Origin of the sequence: Acinetobacter sp. ESBL14 (assembly GCF_036668815.1) — a bacterium.
Taxonomy (GTDB): Bacteria; Pseudomonadota; Gammaproteobacteria; order Pseudomonadales; family Moraxellaceae; genus Acinetobacter; species Acinetobacter gyllenbergii.
Window position 1 is genome coordinate 1,386,290 of record NZ_JAZEVS010000001.1, and the last position, 24,366, is coordinate 1,410,655.

The 24,366-nt window shown below is 37.6% G+C and carries 18 protein-coding genes; 11 read left to right on the forward strand and 7 right to left on the reverse strand.

What is annotated here, in order from left to right:
• Positions 1–159: 159 nt before the first annotated feature.
• The 3 genes from cydB to V6E90_RS06855 all read right to left on the reverse strand — a co-directional run bounded on the left by cydB (position 160) and on the right by V6E90_RS06855 (position 3,216).
• On the reverse strand, positions 160–1,164 hold the full coding sequence (gene cydB, locus V6E90_RS06845; RefSeq protein WP_332604906.1) for a cytochrome d ubiquinol oxidase subunit II: 1,005 nt from the start codon (positions 1,162–1,164) through the stop codon (positions 160–162).
• Positions 1,157–2,599, reverse strand: coding sequence for a cytochrome ubiquinol oxidase subunit I (locus V6E90_RS06850; protein WP_332604907.1), 1,443 nt, complete (start codon positions 2,597–2,599; stop codon positions 1,157–1,159). The genes cydB and V6E90_RS06850 overlap by 8 nt, the downstream gene beginning before the upstream one ends.
• A gap of 146 nt (positions 2,600–2,745) precedes the next feature.
• Complete coding sequence (locus tag V6E90_RS06855; RefSeq protein WP_023269765.1) at positions 2,746–3,216, reverse strand: DUF2946 domain-containing protein; 471 nt, start codon at positions 3,214–3,216, stop codon at positions 2,746–2,748.
• A gap of 294 nt (positions 3,217–3,510) precedes the next feature.
• Here V6E90_RS06855 and V6E90_RS06860 point away from each other — a divergent pair, with 294 nt between their 5' ends.
• Positions 3,511–3,918 (forward strand): hypothetical protein, encoded by a 408-nt coding sequence (locus tag V6E90_RS06860; protein ID WP_016660254.1) that lies wholly within the window; start codon positions 3,511–3,513, stop codon positions 3,916–3,918.
• A 65-nt stretch (positions 3,919–3,983) separates the two neighbouring features.
• Here the strand turns inward: V6E90_RS06860 and V6E90_RS06865 are convergent, their stop codons facing one another.
• Positions 3,984–4,592: a TetR/AcrR family transcriptional regulator gene (locus tag V6E90_RS06865; RefSeq protein ID WP_016540114.1), complete on the reverse strand. Its 609-nt coding sequence runs from the start codon at positions 4,590–4,592 to the stop codon at positions 3,984–3,986.
• A gap of 247 nt (positions 4,593–4,839) precedes the next feature.
• Between V6E90_RS06865 and V6E90_RS06870 the strand changes: the two genes are divergently transcribed.
• Both V6E90_RS06870 and V6E90_RS06875 read left to right on the forward strand, forming a co-directional pair.
• Entirely contained in the window at positions 4,840–5,853 is a 1,014-nt protein-coding gene (locus V6E90_RS06870; RefSeq protein ID WP_332604908.1) for an MBL fold metallo-hydrolase, read from the forward strand.
• A 19-nt stretch (positions 5,854–5,872) separates the two neighbouring features.
• Positions 5,873–6,241 (forward strand): hypothetical protein, encoded by a 369-nt coding sequence (locus V6E90_RS06875; RefSeq protein WP_332604909.1) that lies wholly within the window; start codon positions 5,873–5,875, stop codon positions 6,239–6,241.
• Between the two features lie 165 nt (positions 6,242–6,406).
• On the opposite strand, the gene V6E90_RS06880 is transcribed toward V6E90_RS06875, so the two are convergent.
• The 3 genes from V6E90_RS06880 to V6E90_RS06890 all read right to left on the reverse strand — a co-directional run bounded on the left by V6E90_RS06880 (position 6,407) and on the right by V6E90_RS06890 (position 10,861).
• The gene (locus V6E90_RS06880) at positions 6,407–7,924 is read right to left on the reverse strand and encodes a jacalin-like lectin (RefSeq protein ID WP_332604910.1); all 1,518 of its coding nucleotides are present in this window, start codon (positions 7,922–7,924) and stop codon (positions 6,407–6,409) included.
• 423 nt (positions 7,925–8,347) lie between these two features.
• Positions 8,348–9,208, reverse strand: a complete 861-nt coding sequence (locus V6E90_RS06885) for a siderophore-interacting protein (protein ID WP_332604911.1) — start codon at positions 9,206–9,208, stop codon at positions 8,348–8,350.
• Between the two features lie 141 nt (positions 9,209–9,349).
• Positions 9,350–10,861, reverse strand: a complete 1,512-nt coding sequence (locus tag V6E90_RS06890) for a hypothetical protein (protein WP_332604912.1) — start codon at positions 10,859–10,861, stop codon at positions 9,350–9,352.
• A gap of 1,278 nt (positions 10,862–12,139) precedes the next feature.
• Between V6E90_RS06890 and V6E90_RS06895 the strand changes: the two genes are divergently transcribed.
• The 8 genes from V6E90_RS06895 to V6E90_RS06930 all read left to right on the forward strand — a co-directional run bounded on the left by V6E90_RS06895 (position 12,140) and on the right by V6E90_RS06930 (position 24,366).
• Entirely contained in the window at positions 12,140–14,299 is a 2,160-nt protein-coding gene (locus V6E90_RS06895; RefSeq protein ID WP_332604913.1) for a TonB-dependent receptor, read from the forward strand.
• Between the two features lie 43 nt (positions 14,300–14,342).
• The gene (locus V6E90_RS06900; RefSeq protein ID WP_332604914.1) at positions 14,343–16,121 is read left to right on the forward strand and encodes an IucA/IucC family protein; all 1,779 of its coding nucleotides are present in this window, start codon (positions 14,343–14,345) and stop codon (positions 16,119–16,121) included.
• Complete coding sequence (locus tag V6E90_RS06905; RefSeq protein WP_332604915.1) at positions 16,114–17,304, forward strand: type III PLP-dependent enzyme; 1,191 nt, start codon at positions 16,114–16,116, stop codon at positions 17,302–17,304. The genes V6E90_RS06900 and V6E90_RS06905 overlap by 8 nt, the downstream gene beginning before the upstream one ends.
• Positions 17,304–18,746, forward strand: coding sequence for a DHA2 family efflux MFS transporter permease subunit (locus tag V6E90_RS06910; protein WP_332604916.1), 1,443 nt, complete (start codon positions 17,304–17,306; stop codon positions 18,744–18,746). The genes V6E90_RS06905 and V6E90_RS06910 overlap by 1 nt, the downstream gene beginning before the upstream one ends.
• Before the next feature lie 25 nt (positions 18,747–18,771).
• On the forward strand, positions 18,772–20,625 hold the full coding sequence (locus V6E90_RS06915) for an IucA/IucC family protein (RefSeq protein WP_332604917.1): 1,854 nt from the start codon (positions 18,772–18,774) through the stop codon (positions 20,623–20,625).
• Positions 20,626–20,664: 39 nt separating this feature from the next.
• Complete coding sequence (locus V6E90_RS06920) at positions 20,665–21,426, forward strand: HpcH/HpaI aldolase family protein (RefSeq protein ID WP_332604918.1); 762 nt, start codon at positions 20,665–20,667, stop codon at positions 21,424–21,426.
• Positions 21,427–21,444: 18 nt separating this feature from the next.
• A complete protein-coding gene (locus V6E90_RS06925) occupies positions 21,445–23,382 on the forward strand; it encodes an IucA/IucC family protein (RefSeq protein ID WP_332604919.1) in 1,938 nt (645 codons plus the stop codon).
• A 69-nt stretch (positions 23,383–23,451) separates the two neighbouring features.
• Positions 23,452–24,366: an ABC transporter substrate-binding protein gene (locus V6E90_RS06930; protein ID WP_332605080.1), complete on the forward strand. Its 915-nt coding sequence runs from the start codon at positions 23,452–23,454 to the stop codon at positions 24,364–24,366.

The following is a 24,366-nucleotide window of genomic DNA, read 5'->3' on the forward strand; positions in this document are numbered from 1 at the left end:
ACCGAGGTATAGTCTTTTGAATTGAAGAATAAAGTTCAGCTTAATAAGCGAGTTTTAACAATACTCTAAAGAACATTGCAATCATCAATAAACCGAAGAATCCAGCGAGCCAAAGTACGATAAACCATTGTGTTTTTGATAGTTTCATGACATCGCCTCCTAGTGATAGCCCGTATCACCAACCCGTACTTTATCCCTAAATACCCAGTACGACATGATGGTATAGGCGATAATGATTGGAATCAGAATCAATGCACCAACCAAGGCAAACTTTTGACTGGAATGCGGTGCTGCTGCTTGCCAAATGGTAACGGACGGCGGAATAATATTCGGCCAGAGACTGATCACAAAACCCGTAAAGGCCAAGAACACTAAAGCCAAGGTAAAGATAAACGGTTTTAACTCTTGGCGTTGTTTACATGCCTTTAAAATCAGGAAGGTAAACAATAACACCAAGATCGGCACTGGGCTAAAGTACAGCAGATTTGGCAAGGCAAACCAACGTGCTGCAATTTCAGGATGAGTGAGAGGAGTATATAGACTCACCCCTGCAAAGACCACAAACAGTAAGATGATCAGTTTAGGCATCAATCCATACATTTGATCTTGTAACTCATGGTCCGTTTTCATAATCAGCCAGCCACAACCAAGTGCGGCGTACATCGCAACTACACCCAGCCCTGTAAATAGAGCGAATGGGGTCAGCCAGTCCAAGCCTGAACCTGAGAAAATACCATTGGTGGTTTGGATGCCTTGAATATATGCTCCTAAAATCACGCCTTGCAGGAAGCTCGATAGAATTGAACCCCAGATAAAAGCTTGATCCCATAAATATTTGGTGCGATTGGCTTTAAAGCGGAATTCAAACGCAACTCCGCGGAAAATCAGTGCAATCACCATCAGGGTAATTGGCATATACAAAGCTGAAAGCACCGTTGAATAGACAAGTGGGAAGGCTGCAAATAAACCCGCACCACCAAGTACCATCCACGTTTCATTGCCATCCCACACAGGTGCGACGGTATTCATCATCACATCACGTTCTTCGCTGCTTTTAATGAACGGAAATAGAATACCAATGCCGAGATCAAAACCATCCAGAATGACATAGATCAGAACACCGAGACCGATAATGCCAACCCAAATCAGAGATAAATCAATCATGGTGCTTCTCCTTGTTTGGGTCTTGTTGATCAATGCTTTCATCAACTGCACTTAATGGACGCATTGGTGTTTTGAAATGCCCATGTCCTGCGGGCTCAAGATCAACAGCCTCAACAAATTGCGGGCCTTTATGCATCAGTTTCAGCATATAGTAGATCCCGATACCAAACACGATGGTATAGACCACTACAAAGATAATCAGGGTGAGACCGACTTGTTCGGCGGAAACAGGAGAAAGCGCATCTTTGGTGCGCATCACCCCATACACCACCCAAGGTTGACGGCCTACTTCAGTAGTAAACCAACCTGCGAGTACGGCAATAAATCCTGATGGCCCCATGACTAAAGCAAAGCGATGAAACCATTTACTTTCAAACAGCTTTCCTGTTTTTCTGAGCCAAGCACCAGCGAAGGCAAGCAAAAGCATGAGCATACCTAAGCCCACCATGATGCGGAAACTCCAGAATACAATGGTCGAATTTGGTCGGTCTTCAGGGGCAAAGTCTTTTAAGCCTTTAACAGTCCCATCCATAGAATGGGTTAAGATCAGACTGCCTAGATTTGGAATTGCAATAGCATATTTAGTCTGTTCTTCTTGCATATCAGGAACGCCAAATAAGTACAGCGGCATCCCTTCATCATAGTTAGTCTCCCAATGACCCTCCATTGCGGCAAGTTTGGCAGGTTGATGTTCTAATGTATTCAGACCATGGGCATCTCCAACAAAGACTTGCAAAGGTGCTAAGACCAGAATAAGCCACATTGCCATTGAGAATGAGGTCTTGACCAAGGCATCACGACGGCCTTTGAGTAAATGCCAAGCCGCTGTTGCAGCAACAAGTAGCGCTGCAACCATAAAGGCTGCAATTGCCATATGCACCAGTCGATACGGGAAAGATGGATTGAACACGATTGCCCACCAATCGGTTGGCACAATAATGCCATTCTCAATGGCAAAGCCTTGAGGCGTTTGCATCCAACTGTTGGAGGACAAAATCCAGAACATGGAAATACAGGTGCCGATGGCAACCATCAAGGTGGCAAAGAAATGGGCTTTGGGACTAACGCGTCCCCAACCAAACAACATGATACCGAGGAAACCAGCCTCCAAGAAGAATGCACTAAGCACTTCATAGGTGAGTAAAGGCCCGGTGACACTCCCCGCAACACGGGAGAATTCGCTCCAGTTAGTCCCAAACTGGTAGCTCATGACCACGCCTGAAACTACGCCCATACCAAAAGCGACTGCGAAAATTTTGACCCAGTACTTAAACAGATCTTTATAAATCGGATCTTGGGTTCGTAGCCAACGCCATTCTAAAACTGCTAAAAAGCTGGCCAATCCGATCGAGATGGCCGGGAAAATAATATGGAAAGAAACGGTAAAGGCAAATTGTATACGTGCCAGTTCGAGTGCGGTAAAACCTAAAGTCATGGCAGCACCTCATCTTGCAATTGATCAGCTAAACCTACAGTTGCAAATATTCCTACCAATTTACAGGTATGATTAAAAAAACAGAACATTACTCTAATCTCTTGAAAATATAAGTTTTTCAAAACTCAACAGTTTTGAGCTTCAAGTCAGAATGAAATTAAGAGTGGAGGTGCTCGACCTTGAGGGGTGAGAAAGAGTTGTTGAAGCTGAAAGAAAACATGGAAATAGTTTTCAATAAAGGCCAGAAAGCGAACCTGAATCCTAACGAGAATGTGTTTTAGATCAAGATCAGGTAAAGGGAGTACATGGCTATACACCACACAATATTGACATTGGTGATTAGCATCATGGTGATGATGCTGACTAAACGGTGTTTTCGCTTCAGCTGAAAATTTATGCTGTTGATGTTCCATATCATGTGGTGAGTTAAGCATATGATCATGCTGATTCACTATATGATGGCTATGGAATGCAGAGGTAGAATGATGGTCTTGTAATAAAATTTGGGTAATAGTCTCACATACTGGAGAAACTTGATATTTCTCTGGCAGCAAGGGCTGTAAGAATACAGCGATTTGTAAAAAGATCGCATAGAACCCAAGCAATCTTCCAAGCATCAACACCCGATTGATCTCTTTTTGGAAATCATTGGAGAAATACTATAACAAAGAAATCTTTTTTTTAAAGGGGATACTTAATAATTCTTAATGAATAATGATAAGTTTTCTTCGGTAATAATTATTATATTTCATTACTGTATGCGGCTTTTTGTTCAATTTATCGTTAAATTAGACTTAATAATTGTCAGTATATTTTGATTTTCGGCCTAAATTGTTTGGATCAAACTTGTTATTTATTCATAAATAAAAAATAGCTAATATGTTCGAAATTGAAAAAAATAGACGATGAGAATGAGAAAAGGCTTAAAGCTAGATCATGACGCACTTTTTATGCGGTTATTCTTCAAATCTTCATCTGAAGTTACAGATGAGGAGGTGGAGTATTATCGTGAGTATCCAGACCAAATTGATGAAGTTACCGCTCCAATTAGTATCCATAAATTTTTTCTCTGGGCCGGTGCACTTTTAGGCATTGCTATTGTTGCGATTGCAAAATTCCTAAAATATTCAGGCACATTAAGCTTTTTATCAGAAGGCATTTTTGAATTTGTGATTGATATCATCTATGAAAGTGGGATTGCACTCATTGGTGCTGCGGTAACTGCTTATATGCTTGGTGTTGTGCTGAATAAGCAACAAGATAATGCTGCAAAGTGGCGTGAAGAAATTCGTCGAAGAATAAAAGATAGCACAGAATAATAAATGACAATGTAATAGCTGGATGTCTGGTTGCAATCATTTTTATCCAGACAGTTTCGAGTTGCCTAGGTTTTGGTTAGATAATTATAGATCGACTGAATAATCGCATTTCTCAATGCCAGTGGCGCAATATTGACGGGTGGCTCAAGTACAGCAGCGTGTATTAACGATTCTAATAATTGAAGAATCATCCAAACCATCAGTGATTTATTTTTTTCTACAATTTCATCTTGATGTAATTCAACCAATCTATAAATTTCATCTCGAATTCCTGTTTCATCTTCAACGCGATTGATATCAAAAAATGGGAGCTTCTTTTCAAGTAGTTGATGTAATTCTGGCTCAAATGAATGTGCTGCAATGACAGCATCTACTAGGGATTCGATTCGCTGTTTTAAGGTTTGTGCATTTTGATGATCAATCACAGTTCGAAGTAAGTCATGAATGTGTTGGGTATGTTTTTTATGTAGCGCGACAATTAAAGCATCTTTATTGGGAAAGTATTGATAGAGAGAACCAATACTAATGCCTGCACGTTCTGCGACTAAATTGGTATTAAATTTTGCATAATCCATCTCTTTCAGAATTTCAGCTGCACTTTGTAATATCGCATCCACAGTCACTTTTGAACGACCTTGGCGAGGCATTTTTCTTGGTTTAAAGACCGTTTTCATATAAATAATTTAGACAGCGAAAATGTGAGCATTAACTCACTTTTTATAAAAACTTGCAATCTTATCGGTATGACAAAATATGAGTAATGACATAATTATTCTCAAATAAAGAAGTGAGTTAATTCATAACTTATTCATTTAAATAAATTAAAAAATAGCATTGCTAATGCGAGTATCTAATGTGAGCTTTTGCTCATATTATGAATCTATCGTATGAATTCTTCAAATTATTGAGGAAACTAAAGCAATGAAGATCAAATTCTCCCTCGTATTTTCACTCGCGGCATTGAGTGGATTCAATGTCTATGCAAATAGCCATGTTGTAGAAAGCCCTGTTCAGTATCAACTGACCGCGGCCCCTCTAGTTCAGGTCGAAAAGAAGCAACTTATTGCGTCAGGAGTCTGGCTGATTCCTGATCCATATATTAACTATGTGCCTAATATTGGGATCATTGAAGGTAAAGATGCGATTTTAGTGATTGATACCGGAATGGGCATGCGAAATGGCCAACATGTTTATCAAGTTGCGAAAGATATTGCCAAAAATAGAAAAATTTACCTCACAACCACACATTTTCATCCAGAACATCAATTTGGTGCCGCAGAATTTAAAGATGCGATCTATATGATCAATCAAAAACAAGAAGAAGAACTCAAAGATAAAGGCGTTGATTATCTTCAGATGTTCAGAGCGTTTGGTCAGATCGAAAAAAGTGCGCTTGAGAAAGTGGTGATTCGTTATGCAGATAAAACCTATATCAATCGAACAATACTTGATTTAGGTGGTCGATTGGTCACTTTGCAGGAAATGCCAGCACATACACGGGGAGATCAAATTATTTATGATCAGACTTCTGGCACGATTTTTATGGGTGATCTGTATGAAAAAAGTTTTTATCCGATTATGCCTGATGCTGATGCAAAAGGGAGTGAATGGATTAAAGTCATTCAACAGACAATTGAAATGAAGCCGAAAATTGTTGTACCTGGGCATGGCAGGCTTGCAACAATTCAAGATCTACAAGTATTTAAACAACATATGCATCGAGTGAAATCTTTGGTCAAACAGCACATTGCTTTAGGACTTAATCAGGATCAAATCATTCAGACCATATCACCAACTATTTATAGCGAATATCCAGATTGGAATAACCGAGTTTTTCTGCCATTCCAAATTGCAAACTTTTATGCGGAGTTAACGCAGCAAGCAATAGTTCTGCCAAGCTTGGTCAAAGAGTTACAGTCAGATTCAACCCAATAACTTTCTTAGGGAATACGATATGGAACTAAATTTAGAAAATTTTCCTACGGTAGAAATAACACATCAGCATCAGGGGAGTTTAATTGAATTTATTGAGCAATTAGATCAGCTATTACAGAAGCAGCAAGCTTTTGTATTGATTCGGCATTTACAGTCCAAGTTTAACGAACCATCGCCATCACAAGAGCAGTGGAAACAAGCGATTCAGTGGATCAAGGCCCATACGCAAGCATTAGCTATTGTAAAAGGATGGATTGAAATTACAGACATAGAGATTGAAGAAAGCGATTTGCTCCGTGATCAGAAAGTTTGGAAAATCCCATTTTATAAAACGGATAGCTTCGATGAAGCTTTACAAATGAGTAAAAGCTTGTTGAAGGATTTATAACTACATGTTTGAAGTCATATTTTAAAATTATGCTGGGTGATTTTAGTTATGATTTAGCGCAAATACGGGTGATAGATGATAGTCTGTGTTTGTTGAAGACAACGCTCTAATCAAAGAAGAATCCAATGTCATTGTGCATTGGATTCATCGGGTGAAGATTTAATATTATTTATCCCAGTTTGCAGGAAGTAATTTTGCATAAACAGCGCCAATAAGGTCTATAAGTGAACCTGATTGGCCTCTAAACCCTGCAACAAAATAACCTTCAGGAATCAGGAATGAGAAGGGGTTGCCGCCATTTCCACCACCTGAAATTTTTTGTCCGTTCGTAGCTTCGAATGACAGCTGATCCACTTTTGCACCACTGCGGCCTGTTATTGATTTAAGCGATATGCCTGGGGTTAATTGAAGATCAAAACTTTGATTTCCACCATTCCCACCATGCTCTAATACGTATATTGAGTTGGTTGGATCTGAGTTTTCAAAAGTTGAAGCAATTCGATCCACATATGTTCCTGAACGTAGTTTTAAATTAACTAAACGGGTACGTTTTTGAAAGTATGAAGTTTGATTAACATCATTAAATACAGCACCTCCTGAACCTCCATGTAGGTCAGAATTAATAAAACGAAACTGTAATACAGGTTTACCTTCATTTAATGATGGAAGTTCAGGTAGTATGAAAACCTGATTTGGATTAAAAGAATAATCACTTTGTTGAATTTTTAATTTTGTTAAATCCAATTTTACTAGTTCTAATACATCTAGTAGTTTTTTGTCACCATTAAATTTATAAAAATTATAAATTAAATTAAGATTTTCACACTGATTTTTTAGATTATCTACGTCTATGCCTTTTTTTGTAAAATTACCAGTTGGATCTGTGAAATAATTAACGTTCTTTCTCACCTGATTTAATACATCGGCTGGAAAGTTTGGGACATGATCATAACTTGTGGATGTATAGGAAATAATCGCGGGGTTATCAATTTCTTTGTCAAAAAAATCAAGTGCATATTTAATAATATTATTCTGATCAGGAAGGTTAGGATTTTTTAGCCCTGAAACTATCTGTTGAAAAGTTACAGTTGAAGAAGATGATTTAGATACTTTTTCTATTTGTGATTTAAAATCTAGTGAAAGTGAACCACCAGAAAGAGATATTCCACTGGCGGAAAACTGCGTTTCTAAGGCGAATCTTTGCTCTTTAGTTTCACAAATGAATGCATAGACAGCATAGTATTCTGCTCCGGTCGCTAGCTCTGAAATATATGAATCACCATAAGCTCTTACAAAATCATTTACCTCCTTTTCGGTTGTAGGTAATTTGATCCCACTTTTAATTGAAACATTATTTGTTCTATAGATATCCTGTTTATCAGAGGCCTTAATAACAATACATAAACTTTCTTTTGTAAGATTTAATTGATTTACTAAATTAACCTTCGCCTCACCTGAGAACCCAGCATATCCTGCTGAAATAGATGATGATATATTTAGTGACTGATAGATTTCCTGTAAGGATTTTGTGACTTTATACTGTAGCTCACTTACCCCCGAGTTTTTAGTTATGCTACCTTCAATAGCAGTATTAAGTGCCTGTGCAGTAACATTATTATATCCTTGAAACATAGCGGATGCTGTTGATAGACTAGATAAATCTAGATCTTGTTTTGAGTTCATGATATTTTCCTTTGATTATTAATATATTATTTAATTATTAAGTTTTATATCGCCTTTTGGGCTTTATTTTTATATCAAATTAGAAGTGGCTTTTGTGTAAATTTTAATCAAAACTTATTTATTTCCGATGAATAGTATATTTATTTTTAAAATCTTTTAATAAGTTGGTTTAGTTCGATTAATCGTTATATTATCTTTATTTTTTGTTTAAATGGTTTTTTGTTCTATTTTAATTTAATTTATTGATTTTTAAATGGTTAGAGTGGGTTTTGTTAAATGTAGGAACTACTCGTACAAGAAAAGTGGTGGAGATAATATTTTAGAATAAAACATCAGTATTTAGCTAAATAAATTCTATTTTAAAATTAAATAGCCAAAGATTCTAAGCTTTGATTGATATCTTTGGCTATCAGTACTTTAGCGTTAAACTAACATATCTAAATCATCAAAGCTCTCTAGTGTTTTTCCTGCATTGATATGCTTTCGATAATACTCAAGACGCACTTCATCTAAAATGCTACTGGAAAGACCAAGGTTCCAGTAACCTGTAACTTGTACATCCTTTTTAGGTAAAGATTTCTCTTCTACAAAGAATTGACGAATTGCTCTAGCTTCATTGCGTTCACAGGCAGCCCATACACTCAAATTTTTGATCTGTTTAAATTGATAGGCCGCTTTAAGTAATAGTCCCATCTTGCCAGCTTGATGTTGCTGTTCACGAAGCAGTAAATGCATTTTTACCTTCGCGTGTTTGGGAAGATATTCAAGCATCTGAGGATCATTGCTATCCACAAAAATGTCAGCGCTGATGTCATTTGGCCAAGATTGAAGAATTGAATAAAGGGCAGGAAGCGCAGTTTCGTCTGCAAACATCGCCACGTGATTATTCGTTTGAAAGTTGGGTACAAAATGTGGTCTTGGTCCAATCAGTTGGGTTCTGGTTCCAACTTGGGCTGAGTGTATCCATTGCATCGCAGGGCTATCATCTTCATGTTCGATCAAATCTATTTCGACTGTTTGCTGTTCTCGATCAAATGAACGAATGGTATATACACGCGTTATCGGGAGATCAGTTGGGCTTTGAGCAACCTCAAGACGTACTGCTAAATTTGGCTTTTCCCATAGTTCTGGTTGATGGGTTGTAATTTTTCCCTGAACTCTAAAGATATTTGGAAAAGGTTTAGAAAGTGCAGTGACCGTCATTTCAAGTTGTTGTAAACCCTTCATGTGATCATTTTGCTTAAGGATATTGCTATTTTTTGAGATCTGTTCTTGCTTTTTCATGATCATTTACTCAGCATTATTAAGTGAAATTTCACCAATTATGCATGATAATGATAATTATTTGCAATAATGTTTGCGTAAGCAGCACTAGAACAAAAACTTATTTCTGTTCTAGTGCCGTATTTTTAAAGCAAAGACTTATTAGAGTTTTTCTCTGATCCAGCCATATGCTGCCGCAAAGGGCAAGGCGGTTCTAGCTAAATAAGGAACATGCCATAAACCACCATGGTTGGCATTTTCCATAATCAGTTCCAATGGATGCGCGAGTTGCTTCTCTGGGTTGGTAGCGCTGTCAGGGTTATTTAAATCATGTACCCAAAGCGCTGCCATAATCGCATTTGTTGTTTCAGGGCTAAAGGTTTCAACTTTAAATAAGTCAGCACCTGCAAAGGCGGCTTTCAAGATTGGATTTTTAACCACTGAGTGCGTCGTGGTGGAAGGGGCAATATTGATTACTGTCTTTTGTCCACGTGCACGGCTACGAATTGCAAACCATTGCTGAAGACGTTTGGCCAGTGCATAGTTAGGTCCTTGTTCAATCACCATGCAATCTGAGATGCCGTATTGTTGACCGTTATCTGATTCAATCAATTGTTCAGTGTTGGGTTTAAAAAAGTTGCTCAACGAAATATTGTGAATAGATTTGGTCAGTAGTTTTTCTAAAACTGGACGCTGCTGAATCTTGCTTTGAATTGAATGAACAACTGACTTTGGAATTGCATAAATATCAGTAGGAGTCAGCATAAACATGATACTGCTATCAGGTTTTTGTTGGCTCACTTGTTCCATAATACTAATCATGGCTATGGAAACACGCACATGTTTTTCACCATCTAAATAAGCAATACCTGCCAGATCTAAAGAGTCTTTAAAGGTGTTGAGCCAATTCGCAATTTCGGGTGTTTGGGTTAATAAATTCGCACCGAGTTGTTTCTCTTGATTAGACAAGCTTAATTGTGGAGCGATTAAGGTGGCATTACCTTGTTGAACGGTTTGAGTGATTTTTTCCCAGATTTTAGGATTTGGCAAATCAATAGCGACAATATTGGCACGCCATTTTGCCAACCAACTTAAAGGACCTGCTTCAGATGCAGCACCAAACAGCACCATCGTTCGGGTAGATAAATCAAACCATTCTGGGTGTGCTTGCAGTAAACGTAATGCCTTAGCATGGCTTGGTTCTATAATCTGCTGTTTTTCCCATTGATCAATTTGTTCTAATAAGGCTTGGCCTTGTAAATTTTTGCCTTGGAATGGAATAGACCAAGGTTCAATGCTTGAGCAACCAGAGCCTTTGAGTATATAGGTATCAAAAGGCTGATCCTGAATACTTGACATCGCTTGTTCTAAAGTCGTTTGCTGTTCAGCTCGGTTATATGTAAATAATGCTTTTGCTGCATCTAAACCATGTTGAGCAATCAACAATGGGTTTTGGGTAGAGCGGATACCAGCTTGAACAAGCGCTTGAAAGTAGGCAGGGTATTTTTTCCGCCAATTTTTTTCAGAGTTCAGTTGAGTGGCATATGGTGAATCAACACTTTTAAGTGCAGCGAGCAAAATTTTCTTTGCTGTATGTGTGGAGCTGGGAGTCTTTTTACCTGACTGAATGGGAAATTGTATTCCATCAATTTTTGACTGTAATTTATTACTCAATTCTTTACTCCAAGCTATTGAATGCAAAAATTCAAAAAGTAGAGAGACGTTTTGCTACATCCATTTTACATTTCAGAATAAAGCCAAATCGCAGAATACAAAATAGCGAAAAATACGCAATTGGTGGGCTTTTCATGGGCATAGAAAATGGTGGGAAAAGTTGTTTTAAATTTAAAAATTAAATTAATACAATTTGTTATATTTATTTTTTAAATTTTTTATCGATTGTTTTGATAGGTAAAATATTACTTCATGAACACTTAAGTTGTGTTTAATAAGCTTAATTATGCGTATGAATTGAAGTCTATCCGAACTTTCAGCACCTAAACGTGACATTGCTGCAGTATGAGATTTTGCAGTTAACGATGCAAGCAATAGGGTAACGACTCAAATGCTTTGGATGAATGGTCGAATGATATAAGATAAGTTCGTTGCGTCGAAGCTGAATAGTTTAATTTTTCGGCCGGCCATTATACGTATAAATCAATTGATAGATGGCATAAAAATACCGATTTATTGAAAATATAAACTTATTTTCGGATAATTTTTCTTTTCTTCTTTCGTTACAGTTATGAGCTATAAATTTATATTATGGTTTTTTTACGGAATCATTCATAAAAAAACCATAAGAAAACCATAAAAATAAATTATAAATAGGAAAAAATTGGATAATGTAAACCAATGTAAAATCATGAATATTAGTAATTTAAATAAAGATCGGCTTTGAATTTATCATTTTGGGAAATTAAATTTAATTTAAAATATATTTTTAAATTTTAATTTTAGTAATTTCATATAATTATATTTATTTAAAAGGCTGTATAGATGAAAAATTAAAAAAATAAGTGTTTGTTTTGTATGTATTATTTTTATTAAATTCTTATCATAAAAGGACATTTAATTATTTTTAATAATTACATATATTAACTTTATTTTACAATGCGAATTAAACCTTAAAATCTTATCTTTTTCATGTCTATATTTTTGTTAACTGTTTAATTTGAAAAAAAATATCAATTTATGTAATTAAATATTATTAAATTTAATAATAAGAGTTAAGAAGGGACAAAATAAAAAATGAAGACTTTTGAAATTGACAACCTAAATGAGAGTAATTAGCATTTGCGAAATATTTTTATCCGTAAATGCGTAAATTAAGTCTCATAAATAATCAGTTTATGAAAAATAGACAGCCGTATTGAAAAACTGCTGATTATAAATTCATTGGCTTAAATTTAGAGTTCTTGTAATCGTTTTAATTTTTTGGTGGTTATTATTGTGGAAAAACGCTTTTTTCGATCTTTAACTCTTCCGTTAAGAAAAAAACATTCTTTACTTTTACTGACTCCTCTGGTTTTTAGTCATTATGCCTATGCTGAAAATCATGATGAATTGGAAAAAGATTCAGTTCAGAAGTTAAAACCCATTGTTATTTCGGCTTCTCGCTCCGAAGTAGAGCAAAAAAAAGCACCTCAAACCATTGTTGTTCTAAAGAAAGAAGATATACAAAAACAGTTAGCAATTTCTTCTAACTCGTCGGATGTCCTGAGTAATTTATTACCGTCGTATACACCGAGTCGGGGAAAAATGAATGGCAGTGGTGAGACACTACGAGGAAGAACCCCATTGATTATGATTGATGGCGTACCTCAATCAAATCCATTGCGTCCAACGGGCAGAGAAGTACATACACTAGATTTTTCCATGGTCGATCGAATTGAAGTGATTCAAGGGGCCAATGCAACCAATGGTATTGGTGCAACGGGCGGGATAATTAATATTATTACCAAACGTCCAGAAGATGGCGAGATTAATCAATCATTGAATGTTCAGACAACGATGCCTACAGATCGGCTCAGCTCTGACACACTTAATTATAAAACTGACTATAGCGTGAATGGGCGCAATAACAATTTAGACTATTTACTGTCCATGAGTTACGAGGATCAAGGACTATATATTGATGGAAAGGGACGTTCTATCGGTGTTGATAATACTCAGGGCGACTTAATGGATTCGCGTATGTATAACATACTCGCTAAACTGGGTTATCAAATAGATGATGATCAACGTGTTCAAGCAAGTGTAAATCGTTATCAAATCAAAGGGAAAAATAACTATACCGCGGTTACTGGAGATCGCAATGCAGGTATACCAACGACCTCTATAGAACAGACGCCGCCTGGAATTGCTCCTCATAATGATGTTTGGACCTCAAGTATCAGTTATGAACATAATAATTTGGCTGGGATGAAGCTGAATGTTATGGTTTTTAATCAAGAGTTTGAAGGTTTATTTGGAGCCGATAACTCTCCTACATTTCAAGACCCTCGTATTGCGCCCAATGGCACCTTGTATGATCAGTCCCGCTCTGTTGGATCAAAATTTGGTAGCAAACTGAGTTTGATTAAAGACAATTTATTCCAAGACCATCTGAAACTGACGCTTGGCCTCGATACGCTTTACGATAAGGGTAAGCAGGATCTTTATAGCACCAATAGAACCTATGTTCCTGTTTCTCGATATAAAAGCTATTCACCATTTGTACAGGCAGAAGTAAAAGTATTAGATAACTTGTCGTTGCATGCAGGCGCGCGGCGTGAAATTTCAACATTAGAAACAGATAGTTATACAACCCTTGCTCGCTATAACAATACCTTTGTTCAAGGTGGGAAATTAGATTTTGAGAAGAATTTGTTCAATGCTGGAATCGTGTATTCACCACTCGATGAGTTGACCTTTTTCGCAAATTACAGTGAGGGGTTTGGCATGCCAGATGTTGGCCGGGCATTGCGAGCCATTAATACGCCTGGGTTAAGTATTCAAAATTTAAGCAATCTTGAGCCCATACTTACGGAAAATATTGAGACGGGAACTCGGGTTAAGTTTGGAGATACCAGCTTTGATTTAAGTCTGTTTCAATCCAGTTCAGATTTTGGTGACCGTTCAAAATATGATCCTGAAACACGAGCGTTTCTGATGGCCCGTGAAAAAACCAGAATCAGAGGGATCGATACCAGTGTGAGCCATCAACTCAAAAATCACAATTTAAAATTATCTTATTCATATACCCAAGGTAAATACGACAGTGATGAAAATGGCTCATTAGATAGCCGCATGGATGGTCTTAGCATTGCACCAAATCGACTCATCGCAAGCTGGGGAACCGATTGGACAGATAAATTGAGCTCATATCTTCAGATTAATCATGCCTTTGAAAGAAACTTTGATGACCCAGATCTTAATTTTGGCGGTTATACCTTGGTTGATGGTGTAGTTGCATATCAATTACCGAAGGGGACTGCCAGTGTTTCAGTCTCAAACTTATTAGATAAAGACTACATTACTTATTATTCCCAAAGTGCATTGAATGAGCCAAAACGTTATTTTGCAGGTCGAGGTAGAACCCTAACCCTAGGTTACTCCATTAAATTTTAATAAATAATCCGTCTTATAAAAGCTTTAAGAATAAGGAGTTAGTATGAAACAGTTAAGTAGTCCCTTAAGATCAAATTTGATTGGTGACTTGGCCGCATCACATGCTTTATTAAACTGTCTGATTAAAGAGTTTGCACTCCCAATGTCGTTGGTAAAGTACGAGTGGCCAGAAGACATGCGTGGAATTCCCATCGGTGTTTTCTTCAATGGAGAAATTGTCAAAGGAACGCCGCTTTATATTAAAATGCCAAATTCACAAGAGTTCTTTATTCTTGTTGATCGACAAGATTGTTTAGGAAGTCATTATTATTTATCAGATATTTATGGAAAGCAGAATCAGGATATTTGGCAATATTTAGATTTTGGGCAATTTGTTATTGCCTTAGTGGAGAGTTGTAGTGATGCCACTGGACAAAAAAATAATGAGTTAATTGAGCAAATCTTTGAGAGTAGAGCGCTCAAAGAGAAAATTTATAACTATGCGAGCAAAGAAAAGCATAATCCTTTAGAGAATTATAGACGAAGTGAGCAAGCCTTATGGTTTGGACATCCAACCCATCCTGCACCTAAAGCTCGACTTTGGTCATTACTTACAGATCAATTGCAATATTCACCTGAATTTGGCAGTAGTTCAGCACTTCATCAATTTGAAGTGAATAAGTCCGACTTGTGGATTAAAGCAAATGGTTTAGATGATGACCAAGTCCTTGCGGGAGTCACAGATCAAAGCAATACAAAAGAGGAGAAAGCAATTATTTCTCTTCATCCTGTACAAGCAAAATTATTTATTGCAGACCCTCGTACACAGCGTTTACTTGAGCATGGCGTAATTAAAGATTTAGGCTGTAAAGGTCAGTCATTTTATCCAACGGCTTCTATTCGAACATGGTTTTCACCACAGCATGATTATTTCATCAAAGGATCATTGCATGTCCGTATCACAAACTGTGTAAGAAAAAATGCTTGGTATGAATTAGAAAGTACCATTTTAATTGATGCCATTTTTAAAGAATTAATATCCAACCAAATGGAGACATTAGGTGGCTTTGAACCTGTAGAAGAACCTGCTGTTTTATGCTGGTGTCCCTCAGACGCCCAAGCAGAAGATAGAAACTGGTTTAAAGAACAGACTGGAATTATTCTACGTCGTAACTTTTGTAAAAAAGAAGAGGAGCAAAGTTGCTTACTCGCAGGTACAGTTTTTGGGCGCTCGACCAACTTAATACCTAATATTTTAGGCTTCTTGGAAGATGCTTCTACTAAAAACTTACAAGAACAGGACTTGCTCAACTGGTTTAGACAATATCAGACCTTACTTTTACGTCCAGTTTTATATTTATTCTATAACCATGGCATCGTTATGGAGCCTCATTTACAAAATACGGTTTTAGTTCATCAGCAAGGCCAACCTAAAAAAATATTATTAAGAGATTTTGAAGGCGTTAAATTAACGTCAGATATTGGTATCAATCTAATCGCAAATAAGCAGATTCATCCTAGAGTTCAACAGTCAATGGAATACTCTAGATCTAATGGATGGCAACGTGTTTGCTACTGTTTATTCGTGAATAACCTATCAGAAGCTATTCTTGCACTGACATGGAAACGTCCGACTTTAGCAACAAAGATGTGGGATATCGTACAGGATGAACTCAAAACCATTCGCACTGAACTACGAAAACCGACACCTGAACTTGATGCCTTATTATGTGGTGGGCCAATTCATTGTAAGACTAATTTTAAAGTACGTCTCGCGGCTGAAGCTGATCGTAAAGCTGGCTATGTGGAATTAAAATCACCTTGGGAAAAGTCTTATGTTTGAAATTTCCCAACGTATTGTTGATACAGCTTTAACGGCTAAAGCAGGTGATGATGATCCTATTGCGTTATTTGCTTATGATTTGGATGCTTTAAAACAACATGTCCATAAGTTGGTCACGCTTTTACCTGAAAGTGTCTCACTTTATTATGCGATTAAAGCCAATAGTGAAAAAGAAATTCTGGATACCTTAGCGCCTGTTATTGACGGATTTGAAATTTCCTCTGGTGGAGAGATATCAAAAGTTCAGCAATGCGAATCAAATAAACCTTTTATTTTTTCCGGACCAGGCAAATTAGATTCAGATTTACGCTTGGCTATACAACATGGTGTGGAGTTTATTCATGTGGAAAGTCTGCATGAAATCCAACGACTTAACCAGATTGCGGCAGAATCAGGAGTTGTTCAAAACATATTGATTCGTATTAATCCGTCACTGCCAGACAACTTATCCACCAAACTGTCAATGGCAGGTACAGCGACACCTTTTGGGATTGAAGAAACGGATTTGGTTGAAGCGATTCAACTGACAGAAACAAGCCCTCATTTGAGTCTATGTGGTTTCCACATACATGCGATGTCTCATCAAACTGATGTATCCAAACATTTACAGTTGATGGAGTGGTATCTGCATCAATGGAAGCTTTGGAAAAAAATATCTACCAAACCCCAAACCATTCAACATCTCAATGTAGGAGGTGGAATCGGGGTTAATTATTTGAATAACCAACAATTTGATTGGCCTTTATTTTGTGCAGAGTTACAGCAATTACTTGCTCGTCATGAGCAGGTTCCTTTCATCCGTTTTGAAATGGGTCGCTTTATTTCAGCATTTTGTGGTTATTACATTGTTCAGGTCTTGGATATAAAAAGTAGTCATGGACAAAATTTCCTTGTATGTCGAGGTGGGACTCACCAATTTCGGTTACCAGTCGCCCAGGGACACGATCATCCTGTTTCTCATATTGCCTTGAATGATACTGTCAAGAATCAACCTGCTAAACTTTATAATATCGTCGGTCAATTATGTACTCCAAAGGACATTCTGAGTCGAAACCAAGCACTAAGTAACGTACACATTGGTGACTTATTGGTTCTGCCTTTAGCAGGAGCATATGGCTATAACATTTCGCACGCTGACTTTTTGTGTCATCCACGGCCTCAACAAATCTTTATTGGGGGCTAATGGTGCGTGTATTTCAACAACAAGATATTCCTCGATGGCTGGTCGTATTAAGCGTTTTATTAGGCACAATAACCGTAAGTTTAAATAATAGTGCATTAAATCCAGCTGTTCCTGAATTTATGCATGTATTTGGTGTTGGGCCCATTTCTGCAAGTTGGATTGTGGCTGCTTTTATGATCAGCATGGGTATGACCATGCCACTCACGGGTTATCTTAGCCAGAAATTTGGCAATAGACCCATGTATTTATTGGGCTTGATGCTCTTTATTGTGGGTTCTCTGCTTGGCGCCTGTGCAAATAGTATGTGGTCCGTCATTTTTGCCAGATGTGTACAAGGCATTTCGAGTGGGCTAATGATTCCCTTGTCACTGGCACTGATTTTCTCAGTTTATCCAAAAAATGAACGTGGCCGTGTTACAGGCTTATGGGGTGCGGCCGTTATGCTTGCTCCTGCGGTTGGGCCTTTAATCGGTGGGATTCTATTAGAGCTTAGTTCATGGCGAATGTTATTCGTCATGAATATTCCAATCGGAATTATTGGTCTTATTTTTGGTTTAAAGGCTTTGCCAAAAGAACAACCGAGTCAAGATGTAAGTTTTGATTGGTTAGGGTTTATCTGCATTACCTTTGGCTTGGGTCTATTGATGTTTAGCTTAAGTCAAATTCGTACATTGGATGCCTTGATCGACCCAATGAATGCATTATTTTTGATGATTTCGGCATTATTTTTATTGCTGTTTATTATCGTCGAGTTAAGCAAACAGCAGCCTTTGCTTAATTTAAGAGTCTTTAAAATCAAAAGCTATTCTTTCAGTGTTGTGATTGCAGTAGCGCAAGCTGTTGGTATGTTCGAATGTTTGGTTTTATTACCTTTATTTGTACAAATGGTGTTGGGCTATAGTCCAATTTGGACTGGTTTAGCATTGTTATGCACTGCTGTTTCAGCAAGCTGGTTTGTTAATCTGGGTGGTAAAACATTGGATCGCTATGGGCCAAGAGGCATCGTCACGATTGGTGTATTTATCTCGGGTATCGCTACACTCAGTTTAGGCAGCGTAAATAACCATGCATCAATTTGGCTCATCATGAGCTTAATGATCGCACGCGGGATTGGTATTGGGCTGTCGTATATGCCTGTCACAACAGCTGGGTTAAATGCAATACCAGAACAATTCATTGCTCAAGGTGCTGCAATGAATAATATTTTACGTCGTGTTTTTTCTTCAGTGGCAATCATTATTGTCGCCGTATATCTAGAAGTTCGTAGTCATCAAATCACCATCCTAGGTACATCTCATAGTTTCGCAATGCATACCGCAATCAGTGAAGCTTTTTTGGCTACAGGCCTTTTTATTCTTTTGACATTACCATTTGCCTTTTTCTTTCCTCTAAGCAGTGAGGAAGAGGGCTTTGCGTCAATGTCATCAGAACAAACAAATTAATTCAGATTTGATTAAGGATAAAATTATGAGTTCTTTAAACGAAATTAAAATATTAGACCAAATCACTCAAGGTCAAATGGCACAAAGCTGGTTAAACCAACCACAACAAGAGATCTTTAAACAAGTAGAACATCGCGTCGTTCGACAGTTAATTCAAGCAATGCTGTATGAAAAAATAGTGTCTTATCGGACTGAAAAACAATCCAACGGAAGCTTTATTTTCACTGTTCAAGGGATCAGTACACATCAGGAAGAAGTTGAATATCAATGTACTGGCAATATCTATCAAAGCTTCTCCTTAATTCGTTTAAGTAAAGAGATACCTGTTCTGCGTATATTAGGCCAAGATAAACGTGAAGCCACGTTACAAGATATAATCAGTGAAATCCTTTTGCACCTGCCAGACACCGTCAATTTAACTAGTTTTATTCATGAACTAGAACAAACTTTAATCAAAGATACGCAAGCACGTAGTTTGTGTACACAAGGTATTTTGTCGAAGCAGGAACGTAAATTTGATGAGTTGGAAAGTAACCTATTAGATGCCCATACTTACCACCCATGCTATAAGTCACGCATTGGTTTTACGCTAACAGACAATTATAACTATGGCGCTGAATTCAAACAGCCGATTCATTTGATCTGGGTTGCTGTACATAAAAATCATGCTTCAATTAATATGTCATGCCGTCTTGATCAAGAACTTTATATTGATCAACAACTAGATCAGGAAAATCAACGAAAATTTAAAGATGTTTTAATCAATAAAGGCTTAAATCCAAGCGACTATGTATTTATGCCAGTCCATCCTTGGCAATGGGAAAATACATTAATTACGGCTTTTTATCTTGAAATAAAAGAACAAAAAATTGTTCTGCTTGGCCAAACACAAGACAGCTACCGCGCACAGCAATCTTTACGCTCATTGACCAATTTTAGTGATCTGAAAAAGCCTTATATCAAACTTTCCATGAATATGACCAATACGTCCAGTACGCGTATTCTCGCGCGTCATACAGTGATGAATGGTCCTATTATCACAGACTGGTTACAGCAACTGATTCAATCTGACGAAACAGCTAAAAAATTAGATTTTGTGGTATTAGGTGAATTTTTAGGCGTGAGTTTCAATCATGAAACATTAGTAGAAGAGAGAATGCCTAAAGCCTATGGAACAATGGGCGCAATCTGGAGGGAAAGTATCCATCAGTATTTAAGAGAAGGGGAAGAAGCGATTCCATTCAATGGTTTAAGCTATATTCAATCCAATAAACAGCCTTTAATTGATACTTGGATTCAACACTATGGTGCAGATGCTTGGACTCAACAATTACTTAAGGTTGCCGTTCTGCCTATCATTCACATGTTGTATGCAGAAGGGATTGGAATGGAATCTCATGGGCAGAATATCGTTCTTATTCATAAAGATGGATGGCCAACTCGTATAGCACTTAAGGATTTCCACGATGGTGTTCGTTATTCTCCTGCGCATCTAGCGCGACAAAAACTAGCACCCAATTTGGTTCCTTTACCTGCAAGCCATGCAAAAATTAATAGAAACTCGTTTATTTTGACTGAATATCTAGACGCGGTACGTGATTTTTCTTGTGATTGCTTCTTCTTTATTTGTTTAACAGATATCGCCATTTTCCTGCAAGAAAATTATCAGTTTGACGAAAATTACTTTTGGAAGCTCACTGCAGATTTAATACATCAATATCAGGCTGAGCATCCACAACATCAACAACGGTTTGATTTATTCGATTTATTTTCGAAACAATACCAAGTTGAAGAATTGACGAAGCGACGTTTGTTAGGCGATTCCCAGCCACGCTTTAAAACTGTACCGAATCCATTGCATCCATTTTCTAAAGTCTAAGGAATCAACATGCTTGGAGAAAATCAGCTTAGGAAAAAAATGCTAAGCGGGGAACAGGTATTTGGTGTATTTAGTTCAATTCCTTCGCCCACAGCAGTTGAATTAATAGGCGAATCAGGCTTTGATTTCGTCATTATTGATACAGAGCACGTCCTAACAAATCCTGAAACCTTAGAAAATATGATTCGGGCTGCCGAAGCTGTTCATTTAACCCCTTTGGTTCGGGTTGAAGATACTCATCCTAAGCGAATTTTAAAAATATTGGATGCAGGTGCTCAGGGCATAGTATTACCCATGATTGAACATGCAGAAGAAGTTCGACAAGTTATTCAAGCTTGTAAATACCATCCATTGGGGAAACGTAGTTTGAACGCTGGCAGACCAGGTGCTTTCGGAAAGAATAAAGCATTTGGCAGCAACGGCCTCGTCGACTATATGGCCTTTGCTAACCAGCAGATCATGATTATTCCGATGATTGAAAGCATAACTGGCGTTAAAAATGCTAAGGAAATTGCAGCGGTTGACGGTGTCAGTTTTGTGCTTGAAGGTGCTGCGGATCTGTCCCAATCAATGGGTCACCCTTGGGAAATAAACCACCCTGAAGTACAGCATGCGTTAAAAGAAGTCTTGGATGTGTGTAAAGAAACAGGTACGCCATATTGTGCGATTCCTCGCCAAGACAATCAACTTCAACAGTGGTTTGATCTGGGAGTAAAAATTTTTGTTTTAGGTGATGAGCGCGGGATTGCCTTTAGAGCACTCTGTTCTCGCCTCGAACAGGCAAAACTAGAAATTAAATAGAATTTTGTGGAAACTAAAATGAATGCAAATAATCGTTTTTTTAAACAAGCAACAAAAATAGTGATGCAGGATCTTGTTGACTGTTTATTGGTAGAAAAGTTTTTTGATGATTTATCTCCTCAATGCTATAGCTTAAAGCAGTGGAATGAACAAACATCTCAGGTTTCAAGCTTGAATAGTTCAACATTATTTCCAGTAGCATTACCAGAAAACACCTCGATTTGGAGGGTACAATTACCAGCGAAAAATACCGATATCATCATTGCTTTACAACCAGCGATCACACAAACATGGCAAAAAATACTAAACACCGCTGTGTATGCCATTCGTCATGAATCTGACAGTCTAGAGCCTTCACATATTGTTGTTCTAGATCCCATTACATTGATGGAATATATCTTCCAATTAATTGCTCATAAGTATTCAGATAAAGGTGAAGGTATTCAACGTTTTATGGATACCTTAAAACAAAATATATTACAAATGGAATGGTCACTTGATCACAGTATCGAACATCAGGACTTATTTGATAAATCTCCAGCCACTTTTTTCCAGACCATGGAGCAATGGGGATCTCTGCGTGACCGTCCATATCATCCATTAGCCAAGGCAAAAATGGGGCTGAATGAAAAAGACTATAAGCAATATTTAGCTGAATTTTCTCACGGCATTCCTTTGTCTTGGGTCGCCATTGATAATGAAAAATTAATGTTAGGTAAGGGCGTCACTGAATCCCTAGAACAGCAACCGATGCATTATTTTTTATCCACTACTGAACAGCATCATTTAACACAGGAGTTAGAGAATCTAAATATTCTCAGTACACATACTGCGATTCCAGTTCATCCTTGGCAAGTTGAAAACATTCTAAAAGATCTGTTGCTAGAGGCTTTCTCTTCTGGTGACTGTCATTTATTACACTTTAAATCAGCACCTTATTTTGCTACTTCGTCATTGCGTTCAATGGCACCTGCATCCGAAAGCCCATATTATTTAAAACTCCCCATGTCTGTGTACTCCTTGGCATCTTCACGCTATTTGCCTGCGATTAAAATGATCAATGGCCAGAAAAGTGAACGTTTATTTCGTGAAGGAATACAGTTAGATCCTGTGCTATTGGAAAAAGTATATATTTGTGATGAAACAAAATGGTGGGCCTATTTACCAGAACAAATCGCCGATTACACACCAGACAATCAAATATTGTTTTCTCAACCACCGCGGCATTTATCGGCCATGTTGAGACATTATCCAGATGAATTATTGAATGATCAGTATCGTCTGATTCCAATGGCGGCTTTAGGGACTAAACTGCCAGATAGCCAGCATCATTTCTTCGATGATTGGATCACATACCGTCAATTAGAACGTTCAGAAAATTCAGTCGAAATGCTATTCAAAGAACTCTGTTATACCTTTTTCGAGATTAATCTTCGTATGTTTAAAATCGGTATGCTTGGTGAAGTGCACGGCCAAAATGCCGTTTTTGTCTTGAAATCTGGACAGGCACAAGGCGTTTTGTTCCGTGATCATGATTCTTTAAGAATTCATGTGCCTTGGTTAGAAAAAAATAGTTTATACGATCCAAGTTACAGTATTAAAAAAGGTCATCCCAATACCTTATATCACCAACGACCTGAAGATTTATTCTTTTATTTTCAAACCTTGGCAATACAAGTCAATATTCGGGCCATTATTGATGTGCTGGCAGAAATTTATACACTCCCTGCGTCAGCCCTATGGAAAACGCTTGAAGGCGTTTTAAAAGACCTTATTCATCAAATTGGTTTTGATGAAGAAACTCAAGCCATGCTTCATCGACTCTTATTTGTAGAGCCAACATGGCCTTTTAAAATGTTACTCAAGCCGATGATTGATCGTGGTAACGATCCGGGTAGTATGCCATTTGGATTAGGAAATATTCCTAATCCTTTCCAGCAGATAACAAAGATCTGAGTTTGTAATTTGCCAATGAACTTTTCCTTTTATTTTTTAAAAAACACACAGAAGGATAGACAAGTGAACATGTATGTTTATTTGTTCTTGATCTGTTTGCTACTGCTATCTATCCCAGCAGTAGCCTCTGCTTCACAAACGGTTAAACATGCTTTGGGAGAAACAGTGATCAAAGGTCAGCCTGTACGTGTCATCAGTTTGTTTCAAGGCGCTACAGATACTTTAGTGGCTTTAGGCATTAAGCCGATTGGAGTCGTTGAATCTTGGTCTGAAAAGCCGATGTATAAATATTTAAGACCCTCACTGACAGGAGTTCATTACCTTGGTTTAGAAACTCAACCGAGTTTAGAAGATATCGCATTGCTTAAACCCGATCTGATTATTGCATCAAGATTCCGTAATGAAAAAACCTATACTTTACTCTCTCAAATCGCCCCAACCATCGCGTTAGAAGAAGTGTATGAGTTTCGCCAAACACTTAATATTGTTGGTCAAGCCGTTGGAAGGCAAAAGAAGGCAGAGCTGTTACTAAAACAATGGGACAACCGAATTATTGCTACACGTGCAAAATTAAAGCAGCAGTTTGGTAATAAATGGCCTGAAAGTGTTTCATTATTAGAGTTCAGAGAAGACCATGTCCGAGCATATTCTCCGCATAGTTTTTCTGGTTCAATTTTATCTGAATTGGGCTTCAAATGGTCCAAAGGCACAGCAAATCAGCAATGGGCTTTACAAAAACTAGTTAATAAAGAAAGCATTCCGATTATTAATGCTGACAATTTCTTTATTTTTATGCGAGACAAACCCGCTGTTCAAAAGAATTATCAACAATGGACCTCACATCTGCTTTGGAAGCAAATGCGTGCCGCCCAAATGAAACAGATCTATCAAGTCGATAGTGTCAGTTGGAATTTATCAGGTGGAATTTTAGGTGCCAATAAGGTTTTAGATGAAGTCAACCATACCGTTACACATGCTGATTAG